The sequence below is a fragment of the Virgibacillus necropolis genome (genome assembly GCF_044793635.1).
Taxonomy (GTDB): Bacteria; Bacillota; Bacilli; order Bacillales; family Amphibacillaceae; genus Virgibacillus_F; species Virgibacillus_F necropolis_A.
Window position 1 is genome coordinate 987,615 of the sequence record NZ_CP084992.1, and the last position, 21,683, is coordinate 1,009,297.

Annotated in this window: 18 protein-coding genes and 1 other RNA gene; 4 read left to right on the forward strand and 15 right to left on the reverse strand. The window is 38.4% G+C overall.

Annotation, left to right across the window (positions count from 1 at the left end; genetic code table 11):
- The first annotated feature begins 58 nt into the window (after nt 1-58).
- Entirely contained in the window at nt 59-1,645 is a 1,587-nt protein-coding gene (locus tag LG329_RS05000) for a peptide chain release factor 3 (RefSeq protein WP_404454142.1), read from the forward strand.
- A gap of 592 nt (nt 1,646-2,237) precedes the next feature.
- On the opposite strand, the gene ssrA is transcribed toward LG329_RS05000, so the two are convergent.
- The 6 genes from ssrA to secG all read right to left on the reverse strand — a co-directional run bounded on the left by ssrA (nt 2,238) and on the right by secG (nt 7,776).
- Nucleotides 2,238-2,577, reverse strand: a transfer-messenger RNA (tmRNA) gene (gene ssrA / locus LG329_RS05005).
- Nucleotides 2,578-2,698: 121 nt separating this feature from the next.
- Complete coding sequence (smpB, locus tag LG329_RS05010; protein WP_404454144.1) at nt 2,699-3,160, reverse strand: SsrA-binding protein SmpB; 462 nt, start codon at nt 3,158-3,160, stop codon at nt 2,699-2,701.
- Between the two features lie 84 nt (nt 3,161-3,244).
- Nucleotides 3,245-4,054: a zinc transporter ZupT gene (gene zupT / locus LG329_RS05015; protein WP_404454146.1), complete on the reverse strand. Its 810-nt coding sequence runs from the start codon at nt 4,052-4,054 to the stop codon at nt 3,245-3,247.
- Between the two features lie 359 nt (nt 4,055-4,413).
- Nucleotides 4,414-6,642: a ribonuclease R gene (gene rnr / locus LG329_RS05020; protein WP_404454148.1), complete on the reverse strand. Its 2,229-nt coding sequence runs from the start codon at nt 6,640-6,642 to the stop codon at nt 4,414-4,416.
- A gap of 52 nt (nt 6,643-6,694) precedes the next feature.
- Entirely contained in the window at nt 6,695-7,447 is a 753-nt protein-coding gene (locus LG329_RS05025) for an alpha/beta hydrolase (protein ID WP_404454151.1), read from the reverse strand.
- Between the two features lie 98 nt (nt 7,448-7,545).
- Nucleotides 7,546-7,776: a preprotein translocase subunit SecG gene (gene secG / locus LG329_RS05030; RefSeq protein ID WP_404454153.1), complete on the reverse strand. Its 231-nt coding sequence runs from the start codon at nt 7,774-7,776 to the stop codon at nt 7,546-7,548.
- 172 nt (nt 7,777-7,948) lie between these two features.
- On the opposite strand from secG, the gene LG329_RS05035 reads away from it, so the two are divergent.
- Nucleotides 7,949-8,866, forward strand: coding sequence for a lysophospholipase (locus LG329_RS05035; protein ID WP_404454155.1), 918 nt, complete (start codon nt 7,949-7,951; stop codon nt 8,864-8,866).
- Nucleotides 8,867-9,218: 352 nt separating this feature from the next.
- The gene (gene ptsP / locus LG329_RS05040; protein WP_404454157.1) at nt 9,219-10,931 is read left to right on the forward strand and encodes a phosphoenolpyruvate--protein phosphotransferase; all 1,713 of its coding nucleotides are present in this window, start codon (nt 9,219-9,221) and stop codon (nt 10,929-10,931) included.
- A 42-nt stretch (nt 10,932-10,973) separates the two neighbouring features.
- Here ptsP and LG329_RS05045 read toward each other — a convergent pair whose 3' ends face one another.
- From LG329_RS05045 to LG329_RS05085, 9 genes are all read right to left on the reverse strand, one after another.
- Nucleotides 10,974-11,552, reverse strand: coding sequence for a nitroreductase (locus LG329_RS05045; protein ID WP_404454159.1), 579 nt, complete (start codon nt 11,550-11,552; stop codon nt 10,974-10,976).
- A 134-nt stretch (nt 11,553-11,686) separates the two neighbouring features.
- A complete protein-coding gene (locus tag LG329_RS05050; protein ID WP_404454162.1) occupies nt 11,687-12,640 on the reverse strand; it encodes a nucleoside hydrolase in 954 nt (317 codons plus the stop codon).
- A gap of 128 nt (nt 12,641-12,768) precedes the next feature.
- Nucleotides 12,769-14,055, reverse strand: a complete 1,287-nt coding sequence (eno, locus tag LG329_RS05055; protein WP_404454165.1) for a phosphopyruvate hydratase — start codon at nt 14,053-14,055, stop codon at nt 12,769-12,771.
- The gene (gene gpmI, locus LG329_RS05060; RefSeq protein ID WP_404454168.1) at nt 14,056-15,606 is read right to left on the reverse strand and encodes a 2,3-bisphosphoglycerate-independent phosphoglycerate mutase; all 1,551 of its coding nucleotides are present in this window, start codon (nt 15,604-15,606) and stop codon (nt 14,056-14,058) included.
- A complete protein-coding gene (tpiA, locus tag LG329_RS05065; protein ID WP_404454171.1) occupies nt 15,603-16,361 on the reverse strand; it encodes a triose-phosphate isomerase in 759 nt (252 codons plus the stop codon). The genes gpmI and tpiA overlap by 4 nt, the downstream gene beginning before the upstream one ends.
- Before the next feature lie 476 nt (nt 16,362-16,837).
- The gene (locus LG329_RS05070) at nt 16,838-18,019 is read right to left on the reverse strand and encodes a phosphoglycerate kinase (protein ID WP_404454174.1); all 1,182 of its coding nucleotides are present in this window, start codon (nt 18,017-18,019) and stop codon (nt 16,838-16,840) included.
- Between the two features lie 251 nt (nt 18,020-18,270).
- A complete protein-coding gene (gene gap / locus LG329_RS05075) occupies nt 18,271-19,278 on the reverse strand; it encodes a type I glyceraldehyde-3-phosphate dehydrogenase (protein ID WP_404454177.1) in 1,008 nt (335 codons plus the stop codon).
- A 47-nt stretch (nt 19,279-19,325) separates the two neighbouring features.
- Nucleotides 19,326-20,345, reverse strand: coding sequence for a sugar-binding transcriptional regulator (locus LG329_RS05080; RefSeq protein ID WP_404454180.1), 1,020 nt, complete (start codon nt 20,343-20,345; stop codon nt 19,326-19,328).
- Nucleotides 20,346-20,472: 127 nt separating this feature from the next.
- A complete protein-coding gene (locus LG329_RS05085; RefSeq protein WP_404454183.1) occupies nt 20,473-20,730 on the reverse strand; it encodes a glutaredoxin family protein in 258 nt (85 codons plus the stop codon).
- 226 nt (nt 20,731-20,956) lie between these two features.
- Between LG329_RS05085 and LG329_RS05090 the strand changes: the two genes are divergently transcribed.
- Nucleotides 20,957-21,544 (forward strand): protein kinase family protein, encoded by a 588-nt coding sequence (locus LG329_RS05090; RefSeq protein ID WP_404454186.1) that lies wholly within the window; start codon nt 20,957-20,959, stop codon nt 21,542-21,544.
- Nucleotides 21,545-21,683: the final 139 nt, after the last annotated feature.

Below are 21,683 nucleotides of genomic sequence, written 5' to 3' on the forward strand. Positions count from 1 at the left end.
CGAATACAAGTATAACGATGAAAAACGAACAAAGTATAGAAATGGAAGGGATTTTTTTATGAGTCTACATGATGAGGTTAATAAACGAAAAACATTTGCTATCATATCGCACCCTGATGCGGGAAAAACAACATTAACAGAAAGATTACTTCTGTTTGGAAATTTAATTCAATCAGCCGGAACAGTTAAAGGTAAAAAATCCGGAAAATTTGCTACATCAGACTGGATGGAAATAGAAAAGCAACGTGGAATCTCGGTCACATCAAGTGTTATGAACTTTCTATACGATGGAAACCAGGTAAATATCCTGGATACTCCTGGTCACGAGGACTTCAGTGAAGATACCTACCGAACGTTGACCGCTGTAGACAGCGTTGTCATGATTATTGATGCTACGAAAGGGATCGAGTCACAAACGATAAAGTTATTTAAGGTTTGTCGTATGCGTGGTATACCTATTTTTACTTTTATAAATAAATTGGATCGTGAAGGAAGAGAGCCACTCGAATTATTGGAAGAAATCGAGCAGGTTTTAGATATCGAGACCTATCCGATGAGTTGGCCAGTGGGAATGGGAAAACGATTTCTCGGAGTTTTTGACCGCCACGAAGAACAATTTGTTCAATATAATGGAAATGAAGAAGAAACGTATATTCCATACGCAGATTTAGATAATCCTGAACATCAGAAAATGAGATCCCTGGAAGAATATCAAGTAGCAGAAGATGAACTTTCTTTATTGGATGAAGCCGGAGATAAGTTTTCATTAAATGCTGTTTTATCTGGAAAACAAACGCCAGTATTTTTCGGAAGTGCCTTAGCGCCATTTGGGCTACAAACATTTTTTGATACCTTTATTTCTATGGCACCAGCACCTACACCGAGAAAATCAACAAGCGGAGCCATTCTTCCAGATAGCCCGGATTTTTCTGGATTTATCTTTAAAATTCAAGCCAATATGAATCCTTCACATCGCGATAGAGTTGCGTTTTTACGTGTATGCTCCGGTAAATTTGAACGTGGAATGACTGTGAAGCTCGCAAGAAACAACAAACAGATTAAACTGGCACAATCACAGCAATTCGTTGCATCTTCAAGGGATACAATCGAGGAAGCGTATGCAGGTGACATTATCGGTATTTATGATCCGAACGTCTATCAAATCGGAGACACTCTAATTGAAGGTAAAGATGACTTCGAATATGAAGAATTACCACAATTTCCACCAGAAATATTTAAAAAGGTGACAGCAAAGAACGTGATGAAGTCCAAACAATATAGAAAAGGCATTGAACAGCTTGTACAGGAAGGTGCAATCCAATTATATTATAGACACCGCACAGAATCATTCATTCTAGGAGCAGTAGGTGAGCTGCAATATGAAGTATTCAAATATCGGATGAAAAACGAGTACAATGTGGAAGTCCTGTTAGAATCAATTGGAGAAAAAGTACCCCGCTGGCTACAGGCAGACCAAGTAGATGAATCTCTCTTTGATGAGCAGAACTTACTCGTCCGTGATCGAGAAGGAAATTACATTGTATTATTTAGAAACGAATATGCGCTTCGATGGTTTAAAGATAAAAACCCTGACGTTGAATTGATTGATTTGCTTGAAGTGAATCGGTATGATCAGGAGTATTAACTTATCATTTTACATTTCATTGACCGTCATAAAAGCCTTTCAGCAAAAATGCTGAAAGGCTTTTTAAATGATAAGTTTAATTTTTTGTTTTCATTGCTTTCGATTTTATAGTTCATTGTAAAACAAAAAACCACCAACATATGTATTGGTGGAGACGGTGGGACATGCTCTTCCATGCTTTCGACATGGCACTGACTATATCTTGAACCTAATCATTATTAGGCTCTCCGGCGTCTTATGCAGAATATATATTTACCTTATGAAGGCCGGATTCTGCATCCTAGTACTACCATGAATGGCAGTCTATAAGTCGATACACGGCTGTTGGATTGCTCCACATACCGCTCGGCATTGCCCTATTACTTAGTGGATATTCAAAATTTAACCAAATGATAAGCTGCGCATCTCTTCGTTGGCTTGTCTTTGCGGTCCTCATGTAGTCAACTACATTCCGGTCCTCAAGACTACACCGCATCGATCTGCTTGCTTCTAATTTGTTTATATTTTGAATTCATTATCTAATAAGCAACTTAGGTTTCACCGATAAAGCCGGATTATCACTTTTGTATTACTACAAAAGGCGACTATTTACTAATCGAACCCACGTCCAAGGATATCGCCACTCAAGCTTCTACGCGTGTAGTTGGTATATTATCATTCGCTAGCATTTCGGCCTACCAACAGGCTTCAATGTAGCTAGTCTGATTAGTTTCAACCACTATCCGCAGACGGAGGATAATAGTGTAGCCCGCTTCATTTGAGACCCTTCAATCTGCATCACGGGCGAATGCAGGAAGGATCGCTTTAGAACTACTTACGCAGCTGCTAAAGCAGGTTGATTATTTTTGCCAGTTATATTTAGGCGAGTAACGTTTTACGAGCCGTAACCTCGACGCGCAACCTGAGCTCAATCTATCCCTGTCGAATCCTAAACGTCCCCGTTAAGAGAAGCGCTCGGAAAAAATTGAGCATCTATTAAATTGTGTTAGCTTTTTTTGTTACAGTACTTATTATAGCATATTCAGCTTAAATTGCAACAACCTATAGGTCTTTCTACTCACGGTCCTTTATAGCACGGTCGATGTCACGCTTCATTTGCTTCTGCTTCAGATCTTGCCGTTTATCATACTTTTTCTTTCCTCGACCTACACCAATCAGGATTTTTGCATAGCCATTTTTAATATAAATCTTTAGTGGTACCAATGCATAACCCTGTTGCTGTGTTACGCCGATTAATTTATCAATTTCTTTCCGATGCAACAGTAATTTCCGCGTTCGAGTTGGGTCATGGTTAAATCTATTTCCCTGTTCATAGGTTGAAATATGCAGGTTGATTAGCTTTAATTCACCCTTATCGATTCTTGCATGTGAATCCTTAATGTTTACGCGACCAGCACGAATGGACTTTATTTCTGTTCCTTGTAGTACGATTCCTGCTTCATATATTTCCTCAATAAAATAATCATGGGATGCTTTTTTATTTTGAGCTAGTGTTTTTCCAAGTCCTTTTGGCATAGTGTTTCCTCCTACTGCTTACGTCCACTTATTTTATCAAAGATTCTAGTTTATTCCAATCATAATAAGCCGCAGCACGTCGATTTAGATGAATAACAACAAACTAACCGCCATTAATGCCATACCTCCAACCAATCCATAAATCGATGTGTGTGCTTCATCATATTTTTTTGCAGCCGGTAACAATTCATCAAGTGATATAAATACCATGATCCCTGCTACACCTGCAAATATTACACCAAACATTACATCATTCAAAAAAGGCATGAGAATTAAAAACGCCAGAACAGCTCCTACTGGTTCAGATAATCCCGACAAAAATGATAGCTTGAATGCCTTTTTCTTATCATTTGTTGCGTAATAAATTGGTACGGACACTGCAATTCCCTCAGGTATATTATGAATAGCAATAGCTACAGCAATTGCAAAACCGACCTCTGGATTTTGTAATGTTGCGGTGAATGTTGCAATGCCTTCAGGGAAATTGTGAATTCCGATCGCTAAGGCGGTGAATGTCCCCATTTTTAATAAGTCTGGATTATGGATTGCTTTACTTGAGTCCTTCATATCTTCTACTTTCTTCAGTTCATGTGGATTGGATTGCTTCGGAACAAAACGATCAATTAGTGCTATTACTAATATTCCACCGAAAAATGAACTTACAGTTAGCCAACTGCCGGCAACTTTCCCAAGATCACCAATTAAGGCATCTTGTGCTTTTACGAAAATCTCTATCATAGACACATATATCATTACACCTGCAGAAAATCCTAAAGCAAATGATAAAAATTTTGTGTTTGTTGTTTTTGTAAAAAAAGCTAATACACTTCCAATTCCGGTTGCCAAACCAGCAAACAAGGTAAATAAAAACGCAAGAATAACTTCTTCGGACATCATTCATCCTCCTCTTTTGTTGTACATGTTTATCAAAGTTTCCCTTGGTAAACATTTTTATATGTAGTTATACATTATGCTATAAGCTAACAAAATGCAAATGTTTTTAAAACCTTTTTTTCGACACGGAACAAAAGCGCAAGCGCCTTGGTCAGCCCCGACAAGTTTAAGTCGAATCTCTTAGTGATGATTTTTATCACAAAGAGATTTGACTTAAAACCTCAGGCGGTCTAGGCGCTGGAGCTGGACGTGGCTGACAAGTAGATACGTTATCCCCAATTATAAGATTTTTTTGTTTACGCTAAACAGTAAAAAAAGACTAATCCAGCGCTCTGCCGAATTAGTCTTTCGTGAAAAGGTTATTTTTTACGTTTACCTTTTGTGTTGGTTTTATTTTGCTTTTTCTTATCTTTATTATTTACTTCACCTGTACTAGGTTTCTTACCTTTTTTACCTGAACCATTTACCATTTCAAAATCGACCACTCGTTCATCAATATTTACAGCAATAACGCGGACTTCAACCGCATCACCGATTCTGTAGATATTACCTGTACGTTCACCAATCATTGCGTAATTACGTTGGTCATAATGGTAATAATCATCAGTTAGTTGACTAACATGGACAAGACCCTCTACAGTATTTTCCAATTCAACAAAAAGTCCAAAGTTAGTAACAGAACTAATAACACCTTTAAAAACTTCGCCGATTTTATCTTCCATGAACTCAGCTTTTTTCAAATCATCTGTTTCGCGTTCCGCATCAACTGCCGTACGTTCTTTACCGGATGTATGACGTGCTATTTCAGGCATGCTTTCTTTCCACTTCTGAATTGTCTTGTTGTCCATTTTCTTATCAATTAAATAGGTACGTATTAATCGATGTACGATTAAATCCGGATACCTTCTAATCGGTGAAGTGAAATGCGTATAGAAATCTGTTGCCAATCCGAAATGTCCAATACTGTTCGGATCATATTTCGCCTGTTGCATGGAACGAAGCATCAACTTAGAAATAATCATTTCCTCTGGTTTATCTTTTACATCTTCGATAATCTTCTGCAATGCTTGCGGGTGAATCTCATTTGCTGTTCCTTTTACTTTATACCCAAGTCCACCGATGAACTCAAAGAAATGTTGTAGTTTAGACTCATTTGGATCCTCGTGGATACGATGGATAAATGGTACATCCATCCAATGAAAATGCTCGGCAACCGTTTCATTTGCTGCAAGCATAAACTCTTCAATTAAACGTTCAGCAACTCCGCGTTCACGGATAACAACATCAACCGCTTTACCAGCATCGTCTACCAGAACTTTCGCTTCTTTAAAATCAAAATCAATGGCACCACGTTTTGCCCGTTTATGACGTAGAATAGAAGCCAATTTTTCCATTCCTTCAAACATCGGAACAAGCGCATCATATCGCTCGCGTACCTCTTCATCTTTATCGACTAAAATTTTATTTACATCACTATATGTCATGCGTTCATTCGTTTTAATTACACTTTGAAAAATGGAATGATTGACAACCTCACCAGATTCATTTATTTCCATTTGACACCCAAGCGTCAGTCGATCAACCTGTGGATTTAATGAACATATCCCATTCGACAGACGATGAGGAATCATTGGAATTACACGGTCAACTAAGTAAACACTTGTCCCACGTTCAAAAGCTTCTTTATCCATTGGTGTATTTTCACCCATATAATAACTAACATCGGCAATATAGACACCTAGCTGGTAATTCCCGTTATCCAATTTCTTTACGGATACGGCATCATCCAGATCTTTTGCATCTGCGCCATCAATCGTAACAGTTACCTCATCACGCAAATCTTTACGGTTTTTAATTTCATCTTCATTTATTGTTTCTGGTGTATTTTCTGCTTGATCCAATACTTCATCAGGAAAATCGATGGTAATCCCATGCTTGTAAATAATCGAAATAATATCAATTCCAGGATCATTTTTATGACCCAGGATTTGAATGATCTCTCCTTCAGCACTCTTTCTTCCCTCAGGGTATTTCGTTATGTTGGCAATGACTTTGTGCCCACTTACAGCACCTTTCGTAGCACTTTTTGGAACAAATATGTCATTTGGAATTCGCTTATCATCGGCAATCACAAAACCAAAGGAGCGATTGTCCTCGAATGTTCCGACTACTTGATGTACAGCTCGTTCTAAAATGCGAATTACCGTACCTTCAGGGCGGTTACCCGCGTCATCTTTTTTCTCTAAACGAACCAGAACGGTGTCATTGTTCATTGCTGAAGCTAAATCAGAATGATGAATATACACATCCGTCTGCTCTTCATCTTCAGGAATTAAAAAAGCAAATCCTTTCGCATGCATTTGGACTCTACCTTTGATTAGGTTCATCTTTTCGGGTAATCCAAATCTATTTTTCCTGGTGCGAACAAGCTCGCCCTTTTCTTCCAGTTCATTTAGTGATTTAATAAGAATTTTAAAGTCCTCGGAATCATTGATATCTAATGCTTCTTTTAGCTCTTCCACTGCCAAAGGCTTCGTATTATTTTCTTTAAAATATCCTTGTAATGTTTCTACCATATTATCTGCCATTTGTTCACCTTCCTTCTCTTTTATTGTTACCCTATTTTACCAATCTATAATGCTAAACATTTGATTTCCAATCAAGGTCTTCTAAAAAGTCGTAAATATCTTCATGCAATTGTTCCTTTTTCTTATCAAGTGTAATCACATGACCAGAATTTTCATACCATTTAATGTCCTTTATATCGGATTCTATATTTTCGTAAATGTATGTAGCACTTTCGGTATTAATCATTTCATCCTTTTCAGCTTGTACAACAAATGCAGGCGTATAAATAGTATCGACATTGCCTTTTACATCAGTAATTAACTGGCCCAATTGTTCAAACATTGATGCAGATTGATTCATCAGGCTGTTAATTTCTTCCTCTATTATATCATTGTTTTTTCCTTCAAGCTGTTTGTATTCTTTTGCAAAAGTTTTAAATCCGATTGTTAATTGTGTTTCATTGTCAAAAAACATCGGTGCACACATCGGAATAACACCCTTTACTATTTCCGAATACGCCAATTTTAAACCAAGTACACCACCAAGTGACAATCCAACGACTGCAATCTCTGTATGCCCTAAATTCTTCAAATGGTTATAGGCACCCCTAACATCCTCCCACCATTGTTCAGGAGTAGCGTCAATTAGGTCTTCTGGTGGTTTACCATGTCCTCTGTAGATGGGTGCATGACAGGTGTAACCCTTTTTTTCCAAATATCTGCCAAGCATACGTACATCAGCAGTATGTCCAGTAAATCCATGTAATAATAATACAGCACGTTCTCCTGCTTCAAATGTAAAAGCTTTCGGTTCTTTTATTTTCATATTCATCAATCTCCTTTGATACTGGTACCAAGTATTGTTGCCTCTGAATAATAAATAATCCCTTACCACATTAAATGCGATAAGGGGTTAATTGTCTGTTACATAACATATGCACTTATGAAAGCTAAAACAAAAAACAGTGTACCAGTTATTACGGTACCTCGGTGTAAGATTAAATCAACACCCCGAGCCTTTTGTTTCCCAAATAATTGTTCAGCACCACCAGAAATTGCTCCAGAAAGTCCCTCGCTTTTACCTGATTGTAAAACAACTAAAACGATCATAATAATAGCATCTATTACTAATATAATATTTACTATTTCTTCCATGCTAAAACGACACCCCTTCATTAGAAAAAACGTACAAATACCTATTTGTACTTTAGCATAATTTCTGTTTATTTAGCAAGTTTATTTTTAAAATACGACTATATTTTGGACGTAACACTTATTTCAGCTTATCATAGAAGGAATAGAATTTGTAGAAAAGGATGGATAAATGATGATGGATAAAGATTTTTGGTTAACCATGTATGATGATGTCGAAGTCTATGTTAAAAAGTGGTTCAAACCTGGACATAAACCAAAAGCAATTGTTCAGATAGCTCATGGCATGGCTGAACACATTAACAGATACGATACATTTAGTGAACATTTAGTAGAAAACGATATTGTGGTATTTGGAAATGATCATCGTGGGCACGGTCAAACCGGTAATAAGCAGGGCACACTTGGATATTTTGCAGGAGAGAAAGGATTTGAAAAGGTAACAAATGATCTTTATGAAGTAACAATGGAAATTAGAAAAGAATACCCTGACACCCCTTTATTTCTCTTAGGGCACAGCATGGGTTCCTTTTTAGCAAGAGCCTATATCCAACGTTATAGCCAGGAGATTAATGGCATTATTCTTTCTGGAACAGGTTATATTCCAAGAATACGATCAGGTGCTGGAAAACAGCTTGCATCTGTATTACCACCAAAAGAAGAAACAAAGCTTATGAATATGCTGACATTTGGCTCTTACAACAAACGAGTTGAAAATGGAAGCACATCCTATGACTGGTTAAGTCGCGATAAGGAAATGGTTCAATCATATATTGATGATCCTTACTGCGGATTTGTTCCAAAAGCACGGTTCTTTTATGACCTTATGGACGGAATTGGCATGATACAGGACGCGAGGCGTAACGAGGCGATTCGCAAAGACATCCCGATGCTTCTAATAAGTGGGGATGCAGATCCTGTTGGTGACTACTCAAAAGGCATTTGGAAAACAGCCAGTTTATACGAAAAAGCCGGACTTGAGAATGTTGCTGCGATGTTCGTCCACGATGGCCGTCATGAACTGTTAAACGAAATGAATAAGGAAGAAGTTTTTAATTTAATTACCAATTGGCTACAAAAACAAATGAGCTAAGAAAAGCGCAAGCGCCCGTTAAGCGACGTATGGACTGTGCCCACGCAACGTGGGTAGTTCGATGTTGCCACGCAAAGTGGCGGTTTAAATCGAACCTTCCTTCTAACAACCGATGTTGACTTATCGTACGGAGGTGAAGGAAGTCCACTAGTCGCTGGGCTCTGGAGCTAGACAGACTTTCATTTATACTTTCCCCGCTGCTAAGAAAACTTATAAAAAGCCCAAAGTTAACTTAAGCGTTTACATCCCTTTTTCCAGTTATAAGCATACTTGATTCCTTGAAAGACTAGGTTTTTGTGGGTAAAATGGAACAAGGTTATGAATTTATTTTGAAGGGTTGGACATATAATTTATGAAACAAATACAAGGAATTGCCGCTTCAAGTGGAATAGCAATCGCAAAAGCATATCAACTGGTAACACCTGATTTAACTTTCGAAAAAAAGACTATAGATAATCCTAACGATGAAATTGCAAGACTTGATAAAGCATTGGAAACGTCAAGATACGAATTAGAAAAAATTAAAGAACATGCAAAAAGAGAAATCGGAGACGAGCATGCGGAAATTTTTTCAGCGCACCTCCTTGTGTTAAGTGACCCGGAATTAATTAAGCCAATTAAAGATAAAATCACAAGTGAAAATGAGATGGCTGAAGCAGCATTAAAAGAAACAGCGGACATGTTTATCGACATGTTTAAAAATATGGATAACGAATACATGCGCGAACGTGCTGCTGATATTCATGATGTGACAAAGCGTGTAATGGCTCATTTACTGGAAGTAACATTTCCTGATCCAGCATTAATCGATGAGGAAGTAATTGTTATCGCCCATGATTTAACGCCATCTGATACAGCTCAACTAAATCGTGAGTTTGTAAAGGGCTTTGCAACAGACATCGGAGGACGTACTTCCCATTCTGCAATTATGGCGAGATCGCTTGAGATTCCAGCTGTTGTAGGAACGAAAGAAAGTACCCAAACAATTAAACAGAACGATATCGTTATTGTTGATGGAATGAATGGTATAGTTTTAATTAATCCAACCGAGGAAGAGTTAAACAATTATAAAGAAAAACAAGCAGAACATGAAACACAAAAAGCCATATGGGCAAAGATGAAGGATGAACCATCTGTAACATCAGATGGAAAACAGGTAGAGTTGGCAGCTAATATTGGCACACCGGAAGATGTAGAAGGTGTGTTGAATAATGGTGGAGAAGGAATCGGACTTTACCGTACTGAATTTTTATACATGGGCAAAAACCAACTTCCTACTGAAGATGAGCAATATGATGCATATAAATCTGTCCTGGAAAAAATGGGTGACAAACCTGTTGTCGTGCGTACTTTAGATATCGGCGGCGATAAGGAATTAAGCTATTTGGATTTACCGAAAGAAATGAATCCATTTTTAGGATTTAGGGCAATTCGTTTCTGTTTAGAAAATCAATCCGTTTTCCGCACACAATTACGTGCGTTACTACGTGCAAGTGTACATGGCAATTTAAAAATTATGTTCCCAATGATTGCAACACTTGAAGAATTCCGTCAGGCTAAAGAAATTTTATCGAATGAAAAAGACAACTTGACTGGCGAAGGTATAGCTGTTTCTAGTGATATTGAAGTTGGAATCATGGTGGAAATTCCTTCAACTGCTGTAACTGCTAGACAATTTGCAAAAGAAGTTGATTTCTTCAGCATTGGAACAAACGATTTAATTCAGTATACAATGGCTGCAGACCGTATGAATGAACAGGTTGCTTATCTATATCAACCATATCATCCAGCAATTTTGAATTTGGTTAATACAGTAATTGAAGCCGCACATAATGAAGGAAAATGGGTTGGCATGTGTGGTGAAATGGCTGGAGATCCGATTGCAATTCCTATTTTGCTTGGACTTGGCCTGGATGAATTCAGCATGAGCGCAACATCGATTTTACCAGCAAGATCTCAGCTCCGGAACTTATCTGAGAAGGACATGCAATCTTATAAAGATGCATTGCTATCGATGGGAACTGCAGATGAAGTTGTCGAATTTGTAAAAGAAAAGACAGAGTAAAAATAAAATCCGCATGAAGCTGCTTAGCTTCATGCGGATTTTTCAGTCTCGAATTACTTCTAATTTTTGTTCAATGGGAGTTCTCCCCTTATCTCGTGGAACACTTTTCGGGTACCCAATTTGTAATACAGCGGCTATTTTATGCCTGTCTTTCTCTAATCCTATAGCACGGGCAAATCCTGGGTCATGTATGAACGGGGTTATTGTCCATAGCATGCCAACACCAAATTCCCATCCAGCTAATTGTGCATTCTGAATAAACGCACAGACGGCAGCATTTTCTTCCTCAGCACGAACTTGATCGGTTTCTTTTTCATAATAAACGACTGCATGATGTGGAATACGTAATAAAAAGTCTTTCATCGAATCGATCATTTTAACTGTTTTAACGTCATTATCTGTCTTTAACATTCCAATTCTTTGATAGCTTTCAATTATATTTTCCACGAAGTTAACTTTTCCTTGCTCCTGGTACAGCTTTATTTCCCATGGCTCCTTCATATAATGCGTCGGGGCGTATGAGCCATATGTAAAAATCTCTTTCAGCCTGTCCAATGGTACTTCTTCTCTTTTAAATGTATGTATGGACCTTCTTTCCCTGATTGCCTGCAGAATATCCACGATAATCACCTCGTTACCTATTATGTTACCAGAATCTGAACGAGGATTGGTGGATATATTTTGATGTGGGTTGATAAAATTGAATAACGGCCGATATTATAAAACTAAAGTCCATATAGCAACAAGATTTAACTTCAACCTTGTTCCCCAGTCATTACAGACATGAATTCGGTATAAAACTTACGGTAATCCAGACTAAAAGCAATTCGATGTTTCTTTTCACCAGCATTCCCATTATTTATATATGGGCGAATATCAGCAATACTTTGCCCTCTTTCTTCCCCTCCTCTCGCTTGAACGATATGAACTGGTAACATATCATACGTAAACATGTCTTCATGTATCGGTGCCATCAGAGTAAGGACATCATGCATCGGACTACCTTGTATGGTAGGGTTGCGGCTTTTATAAAAATCATAATAATAGTCTAACAACGGTTTTATAATCTTTGCCTTTCCAATATTGGCTATATAATCTACCATTTGCGGTGTTACAATCGCTTGGAGCGTGACATTCAGCGGAATGATTGTTACGTTATGGGCTTGTTCCAACACAATCTTCGCCGCTATTGGGTCTGCATAAAGATTAGCTTCCGATACAGCAGTAACATTACCAGGAACCCAGAATGCGCCACCCATAATATAAAATCCTTTAACCTTACTCATTAAAGTCTGATATAAAATAAACATGGTAGCAAGTGAGGTCAGCCTGCCAATATTAACGATAATTAATTCTTCCTGATATTTTTTTATAATATCTACAATCTGAAAAAAATTTTCAATTTCATAGTCTTGATTAGCCGTTGAAGGAATGATTGGACCAAGGCCATATTCCCCGTGGATTTCTGGAAAGAACTTCGGTTTTTCCCCTGTCATGGGAAGCTCAGCCCCACTAATAATAGCAAGTTCGTCTGGAATATTGAATAACTCCTTAATATACCTAACATTAGCTAACGCTTTATCCTGTGGAACATTACCATAATCAGCAACAACACCTACCACCTCTATTTGTTCATTTAGATGAGCATATATAAGAGCAACAGTATCATCTATACCAATATCACCAAATAGCAAGACCTTCTGTGTCATTTGATCCACTTCCTTCATAACTGCATTTTTCTATGTGTATGCAAGTGGAAGGATGTCCTATGAAACATTAGGACCTGCGACCAAAGAAAAAGAGAGACAGATCTCCCTGCCTCTCTTCAAAATAACTTTTACTTATTCAAATTATAAAATGCATTCAATCCTGCATATTGACCAAGACCAGATAGTTCATCTTCAATACGTAGTAACTGGTTATACTTAGCCACACGGTCTGTACGTGATGGAGCACCAGTCTTAATTTGACCAGCATTAGCTGCAACAGCGATATCTGCAATTGTTGCATCTTCTGTTTCACCAGAACGATGGGAAATAACTGCCGTATAGCCTGCGCGTTTTGCCATTTCGATTGCATCAAATGTTTCCGTTAATGTACCGATTTGGTTTACTTTAACTAAGATGGAGTTTCCAACACCCTGTTCGATTCCTTGAGACAATTTCTTCGTATTCGTTACGAAAAGGTCATCCCCAACTAATTGAACTCGGTCACCAATACGGTCTGTCAGCATTTTATGGCCATCCCAGTCGTTTTCGTCTAATCCATCTTCAATAGAGATGATTGGATATTTATTTACCATCTCTTCGTACCAATCAACCATTTCTTTTGATGTGCGGACGACACCTTCACCTTTAAGGTTGTACTTTCCATCCTCATAAATCTCAGATGCAGCAACATCCATTGCAAGCTGAACTTCTTCTCCAGGTTTATATCCTGCAGCTTCAATTGCTTCTACAATCGTTTGTAGTGCTTCCTCATTTGATTTTAGGTTTGGAGCGAATCCACCTTCATCACCAACACCTGTATTATAGCCTTTGGACTTTAATACTTTTTTCAATGAATGAAAAATTTCTGCGCCAGTACGAACCGCTTCTTTAAATGTTGGTGCTGCAACAGGCATAACCATAAATTCTTGAATATCTACATTATTGTCTGCATGCTCCCCACCATTTAAAATGTTCATCATTGGTGTTGGAAGTGTTTTGGAATTAAATCCACCTAAATAATTATACAACGGAATTTCTAAGTAGCTAGCCGCTGCATGCGCTACAGCCATTGATACACCAAGGATTGCGTTCGCACCTAGTTTCCCTTTATTTTCAGTACCATCTAATTCGATCATGATTTCGTCGATAATGTTTTGGCGTGTAACATCTACACCAAGTATTTCTGGCCCAATAAGCTCATTTACATTTTCAACTGCTTTTTGTACGCCTTTTCCTAGGTAACGATCTTTGTCGCCATCACGTAGTTCAACTGCTTCATATTCACCAGTTGATGCACCACTTGGAACTAAGGCAGCACCAAATGCGCCTGACTCTGTAAAAACTTCTACTTCAACTGTCGGATTTCCACGTGAATCTAATACCTCTCGTGCATAAACGTCTGTAATGTATGGCATTTAAATCGCTCCCTTATTTTTTATTAAAGATGTGCCAGTCATTTCTGCTGGCAAATCAATATTTAGCAAGTCTAAAAGCGTTGGTGATAGGTCTGCTAAAATTCCACCTTCACGTAATGTTGCGTTTTCTTGTGTCACGATGACCGGCACGGGATTTGTCGTATGTGCTGTCATTGGACCACCCTCAGGTGTAATAACCTCGTCCGAATTACCGTGGTCTGCTGTAATAATAGCATTACCACCTAATTCTACTATTTTATCAACAATTTTGCCAAGACATTCATCAACTGCTTCAATTGCTTTTATTGTCGGCTCCAGTTTTCCAGAGTGCCCAACCATATCAGGGTTGGCGAAATTTAAGATAATCGCATTCGGTGGATTAGAATTCAATTCCGTAAGTAATGCATCTGTAACTTCATATGCACTCATTTCAGGTTTCAGGTCATAGGTCGCAACCTTTGGTGAATCAATTAAGATTCGTTTTTCTCCTGGGAATTCCTTTTCCCGACCACCACTCATGAAAAACGTCACATGTGGGTATTTCTCTGTTTCAGCGATACGAATCTGTTTCATATTCTGCTGGGACAAAACTTCTCCAACCGTGTTATCGAGATTAACAGGATTGTAGGCTACGTACCCATCTACCGATTCACTAAAATTCGTGAGCATGACAAAATGTAAACCTTTTGGTACCTCTTCCCCACGGTCAAAATCACGGAAATCATCATCAGAAAATGTGCGTGAAATTTGAATAGCCCGATCTGGTCTGAAGTTGTAAAAAATAATTGAGTCTTCATCCTCGATAGTGGCTCTCGGCTCACCATTTCCATCCGTTAAAACAGCTGGAATAACAAATTCGTCATGGATCCCATTTTCATAGGAATCATCGACCAATTCGTATGGATCTGTATACTGTGGTCCTTTTCCATAAACCATGGCATCGTATGCTTTTTTCACACGATCCCAGCGCTTATCTCTGTCCATAGAGTAATAACGGCCAGATATCGTTGCGAATTGTCCTACACCATACTCGTCCATTTTTTCTTCTGCCTGTTTTATATACGTTTTCGCAGTTTGTGGACCTACATCTCGTCCATCCAAAAATGCGTGTACATAGACATCTTTCAAATCATTATCACTTGCCAATTTTAAAAGTGCAATCAGGTGACTAATATGACTATGCACGCCACCGTCTGATAATAACCCAAAAATGTGTAATGCTTTATTTTTTTCTTTTGCGCTTTTGATAGCACTGATAAACGCATCTTTTTCAAAGAAGTCGCCTTCTCTTATCGAAAGGTTAACTCTGGTTAAACTTTGATAGACAATTCTTCCGGCACCAATGTTTAAATGCCCGACTTCTGAGTTACCCATTTGACCTTCTGGAAGTCCAACAGCTTCCCCACTTGCTTGGAGCTGATTATGTGGATACTTACTCCAATACCGGTCAAAATTAGGCGTGTTTGCTTGTTTAACCGCATTTCCCATCTCTGTATCACGAAGTCCAAATCCATCTAGGATGATTAATGCAGCTAGTTTTTGATTCGTCATTTTTTACCGGCCTCCACTAGCTGGATAAATGAGTCTGCATCAAGACTTGCACCGCCAACCAATGCACCATCAATATCAGATTGCGCTAGTAACTCATCAACATTTGCTGGTTTAACACTACCACCATATTGAATGACAACTTGATTAGCAGTTTTCTCTGAAGTCATCTCTTTAATCACATTACGAATATGCAGGCAGACCTCATTGGCATCACTACTTGAAGCAGTTTTACCAGTTCCGATTGCCCAAATTGGTTCATAGGCAACAATAGTTTTTGCAATTTGTGCCTCTGTTAATTCTTTCAAACCTTCTTTAACCTGTTTTTCAATATGATTCATCGTTTCATTTGCCTCGCGTTGATCAAGCGTTTCACCGACACATACAATTGGTGCCAGGTCATGATCAAATGCTGCATGTACTTTTTTATTAACTGTTTCATCTGTTTCAGCAAAATATTCCCTGCGTTCTGAGTGGCCAATGACAACATGTGTCACGCCCAAATCTTTAAGCATTACAGGGCTAACTTCACCTGTATATGCTCCGTTTTCTGCAAAATGCATATTTTGGGCAGCAATTTTCACAGATGTGTTTTTTGTCTGATCAACGAGTTTCGCCAAGAAAGGGAAAGGCGCACATACAATTGCTTCAACACCTTGATCAGTTGGATCCTTTTTCACAACCTCTTGAACGAATTGTTCCGCTTCTGCTAACACTTTATTCATTTTCCAGTTTCCAGCAATTACTTTATTGCGCATCGTCTCACCTCATTTTTTTATTTAGGCTGCATTAGTAAAGATTGTTGCTATTAATATAAACTGTGCGTAACATGCCGCTCCGGAAATACACTACGCTTTCCGCGGGCTCGCGTTGAGCCTCCTCGCGCGCAAAAACCGCTCACTGCGGGGTCTCAGCGTCTTCGCTGTTCCCGCAGGAGTCTACGTGTATTTCCACCGCTAGGGTGGTGTCCAATAATGGAATGATAGTAATAACTTTATTGGTAAGAGCATGAATTTCCACTATTATGGCAGTTGATTGTAGCGGAGGACAGTTGACTCCTGCGGGAACAGCACGTGTCCGAAGACCCCGCAGAGTGGTTTTCTCGAGGAGGCTGAGGCCGTGCCCGCGGAAAGCAACTGTCCGCAGCGGAAATCAACCAGCAGTTACGACGTATTTTATATCAACTACTTATTCAGTTTTTTTGTTAAAAGCACCAATCTATTAGAAAACAGCCTTATTTGTCATCTAATGCTTCTAAACCTGGAAGTACTTTTCCTTCCATAAACTCAAGTGATGCTCCGCCACCTGTTGATACATGATCCATTTGATCAGCAAAACCAAATTTTTCAACAGCCGCAGCAGAATCTCCACCACCAATTACAGTATAACCGTTTGTCTCTGCTAATGCTTCTGCAACTTTTTGTGTTCCACCTGCAAATGCATTAAATTCGAATACACCCATTGGTCCGTTCCAAATAACAAGCCTGGATTCAGCAACAATTCCACTGAATGTTTCACGTGTTTTTGGCCCGATATCAAGTGCTTCCCAATCAGCTGGTATCTCATCGATAGCAACAATTTTGGTATTAGCACCTTCTGAGAAATCATCTGCGACTACGGCATCTTCTGGAATTAACAAGCGAACACCTTTTTCTTTCGCTTTTTCCATAAATTGTTTCGCAACATCTATTTTATCTTCTTCAAGCAACGATTTACCAATTTCATGTCCTTGCGCCTTAACAAATGTGTAGGCAAGTCCACCACCAATAATTAGGTTGTCCACCTTATCCAACAAATGATTAATTACATCAATTTTGTCTTTTACCTTAGCACCACCAATTATTGCTGTAAAGGGGCGTTCAGGGTTTTCTAAAGCTTTCCCTAACACATCGATCTCTTTTTCCATCAAAAACCCAGCAGCAGATGGTAGCTTTTGAGCTACACCAGTTGTCGATGCATGGGCACGATGAGCTGCACCAAATGCGTCATTAACATATACATCTGCCATATCTGCAAATGCCTGTGCAAGTGTTTCATCATTCTTTTCCTCACCAGGTTCGAAACGAACATTCTCGATTAGTAAAATATCGCCATCACCTAAACGTGACAATGCCTCGTTAACTTCTTTACCGTGCACAGCATCGGTTTTCGTAACATCTTTGCCAAGTAAATCACTTAAACGTTTGGCAACAGGATCAAGTCGTAATTCTTCGACCACTTCACCTTTGGGACGACCAAGATGGCTTGCCAGGATTACGATCGCACCTTGTTCTGTTAAATAATCAATAGTTGGAAGCGCAGCCTTTATTCGAGTATCATCAGTTACCTCGCCATTCGACATCGGTACGTTAAAATCAACACGGCAAAAGACTTTCTTTCCTTTTAATTCAAGGTCTTTCAGAGTTTTTTTATCCATTCGTTAAAAATCCTCCTTGCGTTATAATTTATGTATTTATTCTCCTGGTTGTTTTCCCCATATACCGGACAATAATCCGTAGTAAAGAAAAAGAGGAGGAAAAAGTTCCCCCTCTAGTATATATGAACTTTCTGTCTAGCTCCAGCGCCCAGCGACTAGCAAATAGATCGTTCTGATGAATACGGACATTTCCCCGTACTTTCACGGCCCTATCTATTTGTACGTCGATAAACGAGCGCTTGCGCTTTTCCTTATAGTCCTTGGTTTTTAATATAAACTGCTAAATCAACACAACGAGCTGAATATGCCATTTCATTGTCATACCAAGATACTACTTTTACCATATTATCTTCAAGAACCATCGTTGATAATGCATCAAACAATGATGAATTTGTATTACCTACGATATCAGCGGATACAATTGGCTCTTCAGTATATCCAACAATTCCTGCTAGATCCCCTTCTGCAGCTTCTTTAAACGCTTTGTTTACGTCATCTGCAGTAACATTTTCATCTAGTTCAGCAACAAGATCTACGATAGAACCATCTGGTGTTGGGACACGAATTGCCATTCCGTTTAGTTTACCTTCTAGTTCAGGCAATACTTTTCCTACAACTTTTGCAGCTCCAGTTGTAGTTGGAATAATATTTTGTGCTGCTGCACGTGCGCGACGATAATCTTTATGTGGTAAATCAAGAATTTGTTGATCATTTGTATAAGAATGGACTGTTGTCATTAGGCCACGTTTAAGACCAAATTTATCATGTAAAACTTTTGCCAATGGTGCGATACAGTTTGTTGTACATGAAGCATTTGAAACAATGTGATGTTTTTCAGCATCGTAATCCTGCTCATTAACACCCATTACCATTGTAAGGTCTTCTTCTTTTGCAGGAGCAGAAATAATAACTTTTTTAGCACCAGCATCAATATGTTTTTTAGCATCTTCGCGAGCTGTGAAACGACCTGTAGATTCAATTACAACTTCTACACCAAGGTCTCCCCAACCTAAGTTTGCTGGGTCGCGTTCTGTTAACACTTTAATTTCTTTTCCACCAACAACGATGTTTGACCCACTTACCTTTACTTCTTGTTCAAGCTGACCATGTACAGAATCGTATTTTAATAGATGTGCAAGCATTTCTGCATCCGTTAAGTCGTTTACAGCTACAACCTCAACATCGTTATTTTTTAATGCTTGACGGAATACATTACGTCCAATACGTCCAAAACCGTTAATACCTATTTTTACTGTCATTTTATTTCCTCCTAATTGAATGGTTTAATATTTTTTATTGAAAGAATTTATTCATTGATGATTGCTTCAGCAGCACCTTCATCAGTTATGAGTAAATCCGCTTCTCCCTGATTAAAATAAGATGAAATGGCCCGAGCTTTAGAGTTCCCACCGGCAATTGCCACTACCTTATTCACTGACTTTAAATCTTCCAATTGAATCCCAATCGTTCGTACCTTGTGAACGACATCACCAAAGCTATTAAAATAATAGCCAAATGCTTCACTTACCGCTTCATCCTGTTCAAGCTGATGGATGACTTTATCATTTGTTTTTCTTCGGTTCGCCATAGTTAGGGCATCACCAATTCCATGCAAAATAATGTCAGCTGAACGAATCAGCTCCGTAATCTCCTGGATGGATGGCTCCTTTAACATCGTTTGGTACGATTGTTCACTTAGCGGATCTGGTACATATAACATTCGGTAATCGCCATGCGTATGTTTTGCCATTTCAGCAACAATCGTATTTGCCTGGCTTTCTACCTTTTCTCCGATTCCACCACGTGCTGGAACAAACAAACAATTATTCGCATTTTTAAATGGTGACATGACATGCGCAACGGCTGCCATAGTCGAACCACCCGTAACAGCAATAGTTTGTTTGGTTGATACCTGGGTTTTTAAATAGGCTACTGCTGCTTTTCCCATTTCTTGTTTTACCCAATCATCGTTATCACTATTACCACGGACAACTATAACCTGTCCTATGTTCAATTTCTCTTGTAGCTGTGTTTCTAAAACGCTCAATCCTGTAACATCTCTCATAAATAAGGCCAATTGATTGAGTATACCTTTCCCCTCTTCGGTAATCTGCATTCCTTTTCCAGAAACATCAATCATATGGTGCTTCTGCAAAAAATCAACCTCACCACGAACAGTACGTTCTGTCATCTTCGCTCGTTCAGATAGACTTCGTCGTCCGATTGGTTGAAAAAGATTGATTGTATGCAAGACTGCATATCGTTGCTTCATTACCTCCAACAGGTCAGGAAATATCTTTTTTTGCAATTCAATTAATGATTGCATAAAGTAAGTAACTCCCTTTACATCGGACAAATAAGTCCCGGATGGTTATTTTTTGTCCTGCCAACTGTAAAAAAATACGCAAATGCTTTATTTGCTTATTTTTATTTTATCACAATAGATTCATAATTCAAGCCTTATGTTTCCTATGTGCTTCTTTAAACGCTGCTTCTAGTGTCTCAAAAGAAATTTCCTCACAGTTTAACTCGATGCCATCAATATTAACAACAGGAATTGATAAATGGTATGCTTCCAACCAATTGTCATTCGAATAAATATCTCTCATTTCGAGTGTGCAAGGATAATCATGCTGCAGCATTTCAACTAATGCCAATGCCTCATCACAAAGTGAACAATTTTCTTTTGTATAAAAGTTAATATGTATCATACTGAATCACCTCTATTTTGTGCGTTAGATCAAAATCTATTCATATTTTGACATAATTGAAGGAACTTTTCACGTTATAACACAATATATCTAGTTCTCTTTCCTTATACCTAACAATACAATAATACAATATAGTAGCGATAATGCTTTTCACCCTATATTATAGATGAAAGGGGTGTTTAACTTGAATTCGACCGTCGACCTAGTCAATAGTATTAAATTAAAAATGGACAAGAATGGCATCTCTATCCTAGAAAAAGATTCGACTTTGGAATTCATAGGAGCGGGTAGAAGTGCTGTTGTCTTCAAAATACTATCTACTAACAAAGCACTCAAAGTATTTTATCCAAATTTTACGGGTATAGCCAAAGAAGAAGCAGAAATATATGAAATTCTTAAAGGGAATCCGTATTATCCAACATTATATGAAGCAGGAGAAAATTTTCTACTTATAGATTATATTGAAGGCTACACATTATTTGAATGTCTGTCACAAGGAATCCCGCTTAATGAGTCAACAATTAATGAAACGGATTACGCTCTTTCTTTAGCTAGAAAAGCTGGATTAAACCCTTCAGACATTCATCTCCGAAATATAATACTGACCCCTGAGGGAAGGGTTAAGTTAATTGACGTAGCCAGATTCAGACAAACGAAAGATTGCCAGCAATGGACCGATCTTAAGAAAGTCTTTTTTACCATGTATAGTAAAACTTACTTCCCTAAAAAAATCCCCGTTTCCGTGTTGAACACAATTGCTTATTTATATAAGAAGCGTATTCTTCACGCAGATTCTTTTAGGAAAACTAGTTAAATTAATTATAAAAAATCTAATAGTATTTAAGAAAAACCGGGCATAGACCGCCCGGTCCTTTTCTGTGCTAGAGAACATCCGTTAGTTTGTATTCCTGGCCATGTATTCCCTTGTAATACTCTGGATACATTTCTCCACC

Coding starts and splice junctions, on each gene's coding strand:
- LG329_RS05000 (WP_404454142.1), top strand. CDS start 59: ATGAGTCTACATGATGAGGTTAATAAACGAAAAACATTTGCTATCATA.
- smpB (WP_404454144.1), bottom strand. CDS start 3,160: ATGCCAAAAGGACTTGGAAAAACACTAGCTCAAAATAAAAAAGCATCC.
- zupT (WP_404454146.1), bottom strand. CDS start 4,054: ATGTCCGAAGAAGTTATTCTTGCGTTTTTATTTACCTTGTTTGCTGGT.
- rnr (WP_404454148.1), bottom strand. CDS start 6,642: ATGGCAGATAATATGGTAGAAACATTACAAGGATATTTTAAAGAAAAT.
- LG329_RS05025 (WP_404454151.1), bottom strand. CDS start 7,447: ATGAAAATAAAAGAACCGAAAGCTTTTACATTTGAAGCAGGAGAACGT.
- secG (WP_404454153.1), bottom strand. CDS start 7,776: ATGGAAGAAATAGTAAATATTATATTAGTAATAGATGCTATTATTATG.
- LG329_RS05035 (WP_404454155.1), top strand. CDS start 7,949: ATGATGGATAAAGATTTTTGGTTAACCATGTATGATGATGTCGAAGTC.
- ptsP (WP_404454157.1), top strand. CDS start 9,219: ATGAAACAAATACAAGGAATTGCCGCTTCAAGTGGAATAGCAATCGCA.
- LG329_RS05050 (WP_404454162.1), bottom strand. CDS start 12,640: ATGACACAGAAGGTCTTGCTATTTGGTGATATTGGTATAGATGATACT.
- eno (WP_404454165.1), bottom strand. CDS start 14,055: ATGCCATACATTACAGACGTTTATGCACGAGAGGTATTAGATTCACGT.
- gpmI (WP_404454168.1), bottom strand. CDS start 15,606: ATGACGAATCAAAAACTAGCTGCATTAATCATCCTAGATGGATTTGGA.
- tpiA (WP_404454171.1), bottom strand. CDS start 16,361: ATGCGCAATAAAGTAATTGCTGGAAACTGGAAAATGAATAAAGTGTTA.
- LG329_RS05070 (WP_404454174.1), bottom strand. CDS start 18,019: ATGGATAAAAAAACTCTGAAAGACCTTGAATTAAAAGGAAAGAAAGTC.
- gap (WP_404454177.1), bottom strand. CDS start 19,278: ATGACAGTAAAAATAGGTATTAACGGTTTTGGACGTATTGGACGTAAT.
- LG329_RS05080 (WP_404454180.1), bottom strand. CDS start 20,345: ATGCAATCATTAATTGAATTGCAAAAAAAGATATTTCCTGACCTGTTG.
- LG329_RS05085 (WP_404454183.1), bottom strand. CDS start 20,730: ATGATACATATTAACTTTTATACAAAAGAAAATTGTTCACTTTGTGAT.
- LG329_RS05090 (WP_404454186.1), top strand. CDS start 20,957: ATGGACAAGAATGGCATCTCTATCCTAGAAAAAGATTCGACTTTGGAA.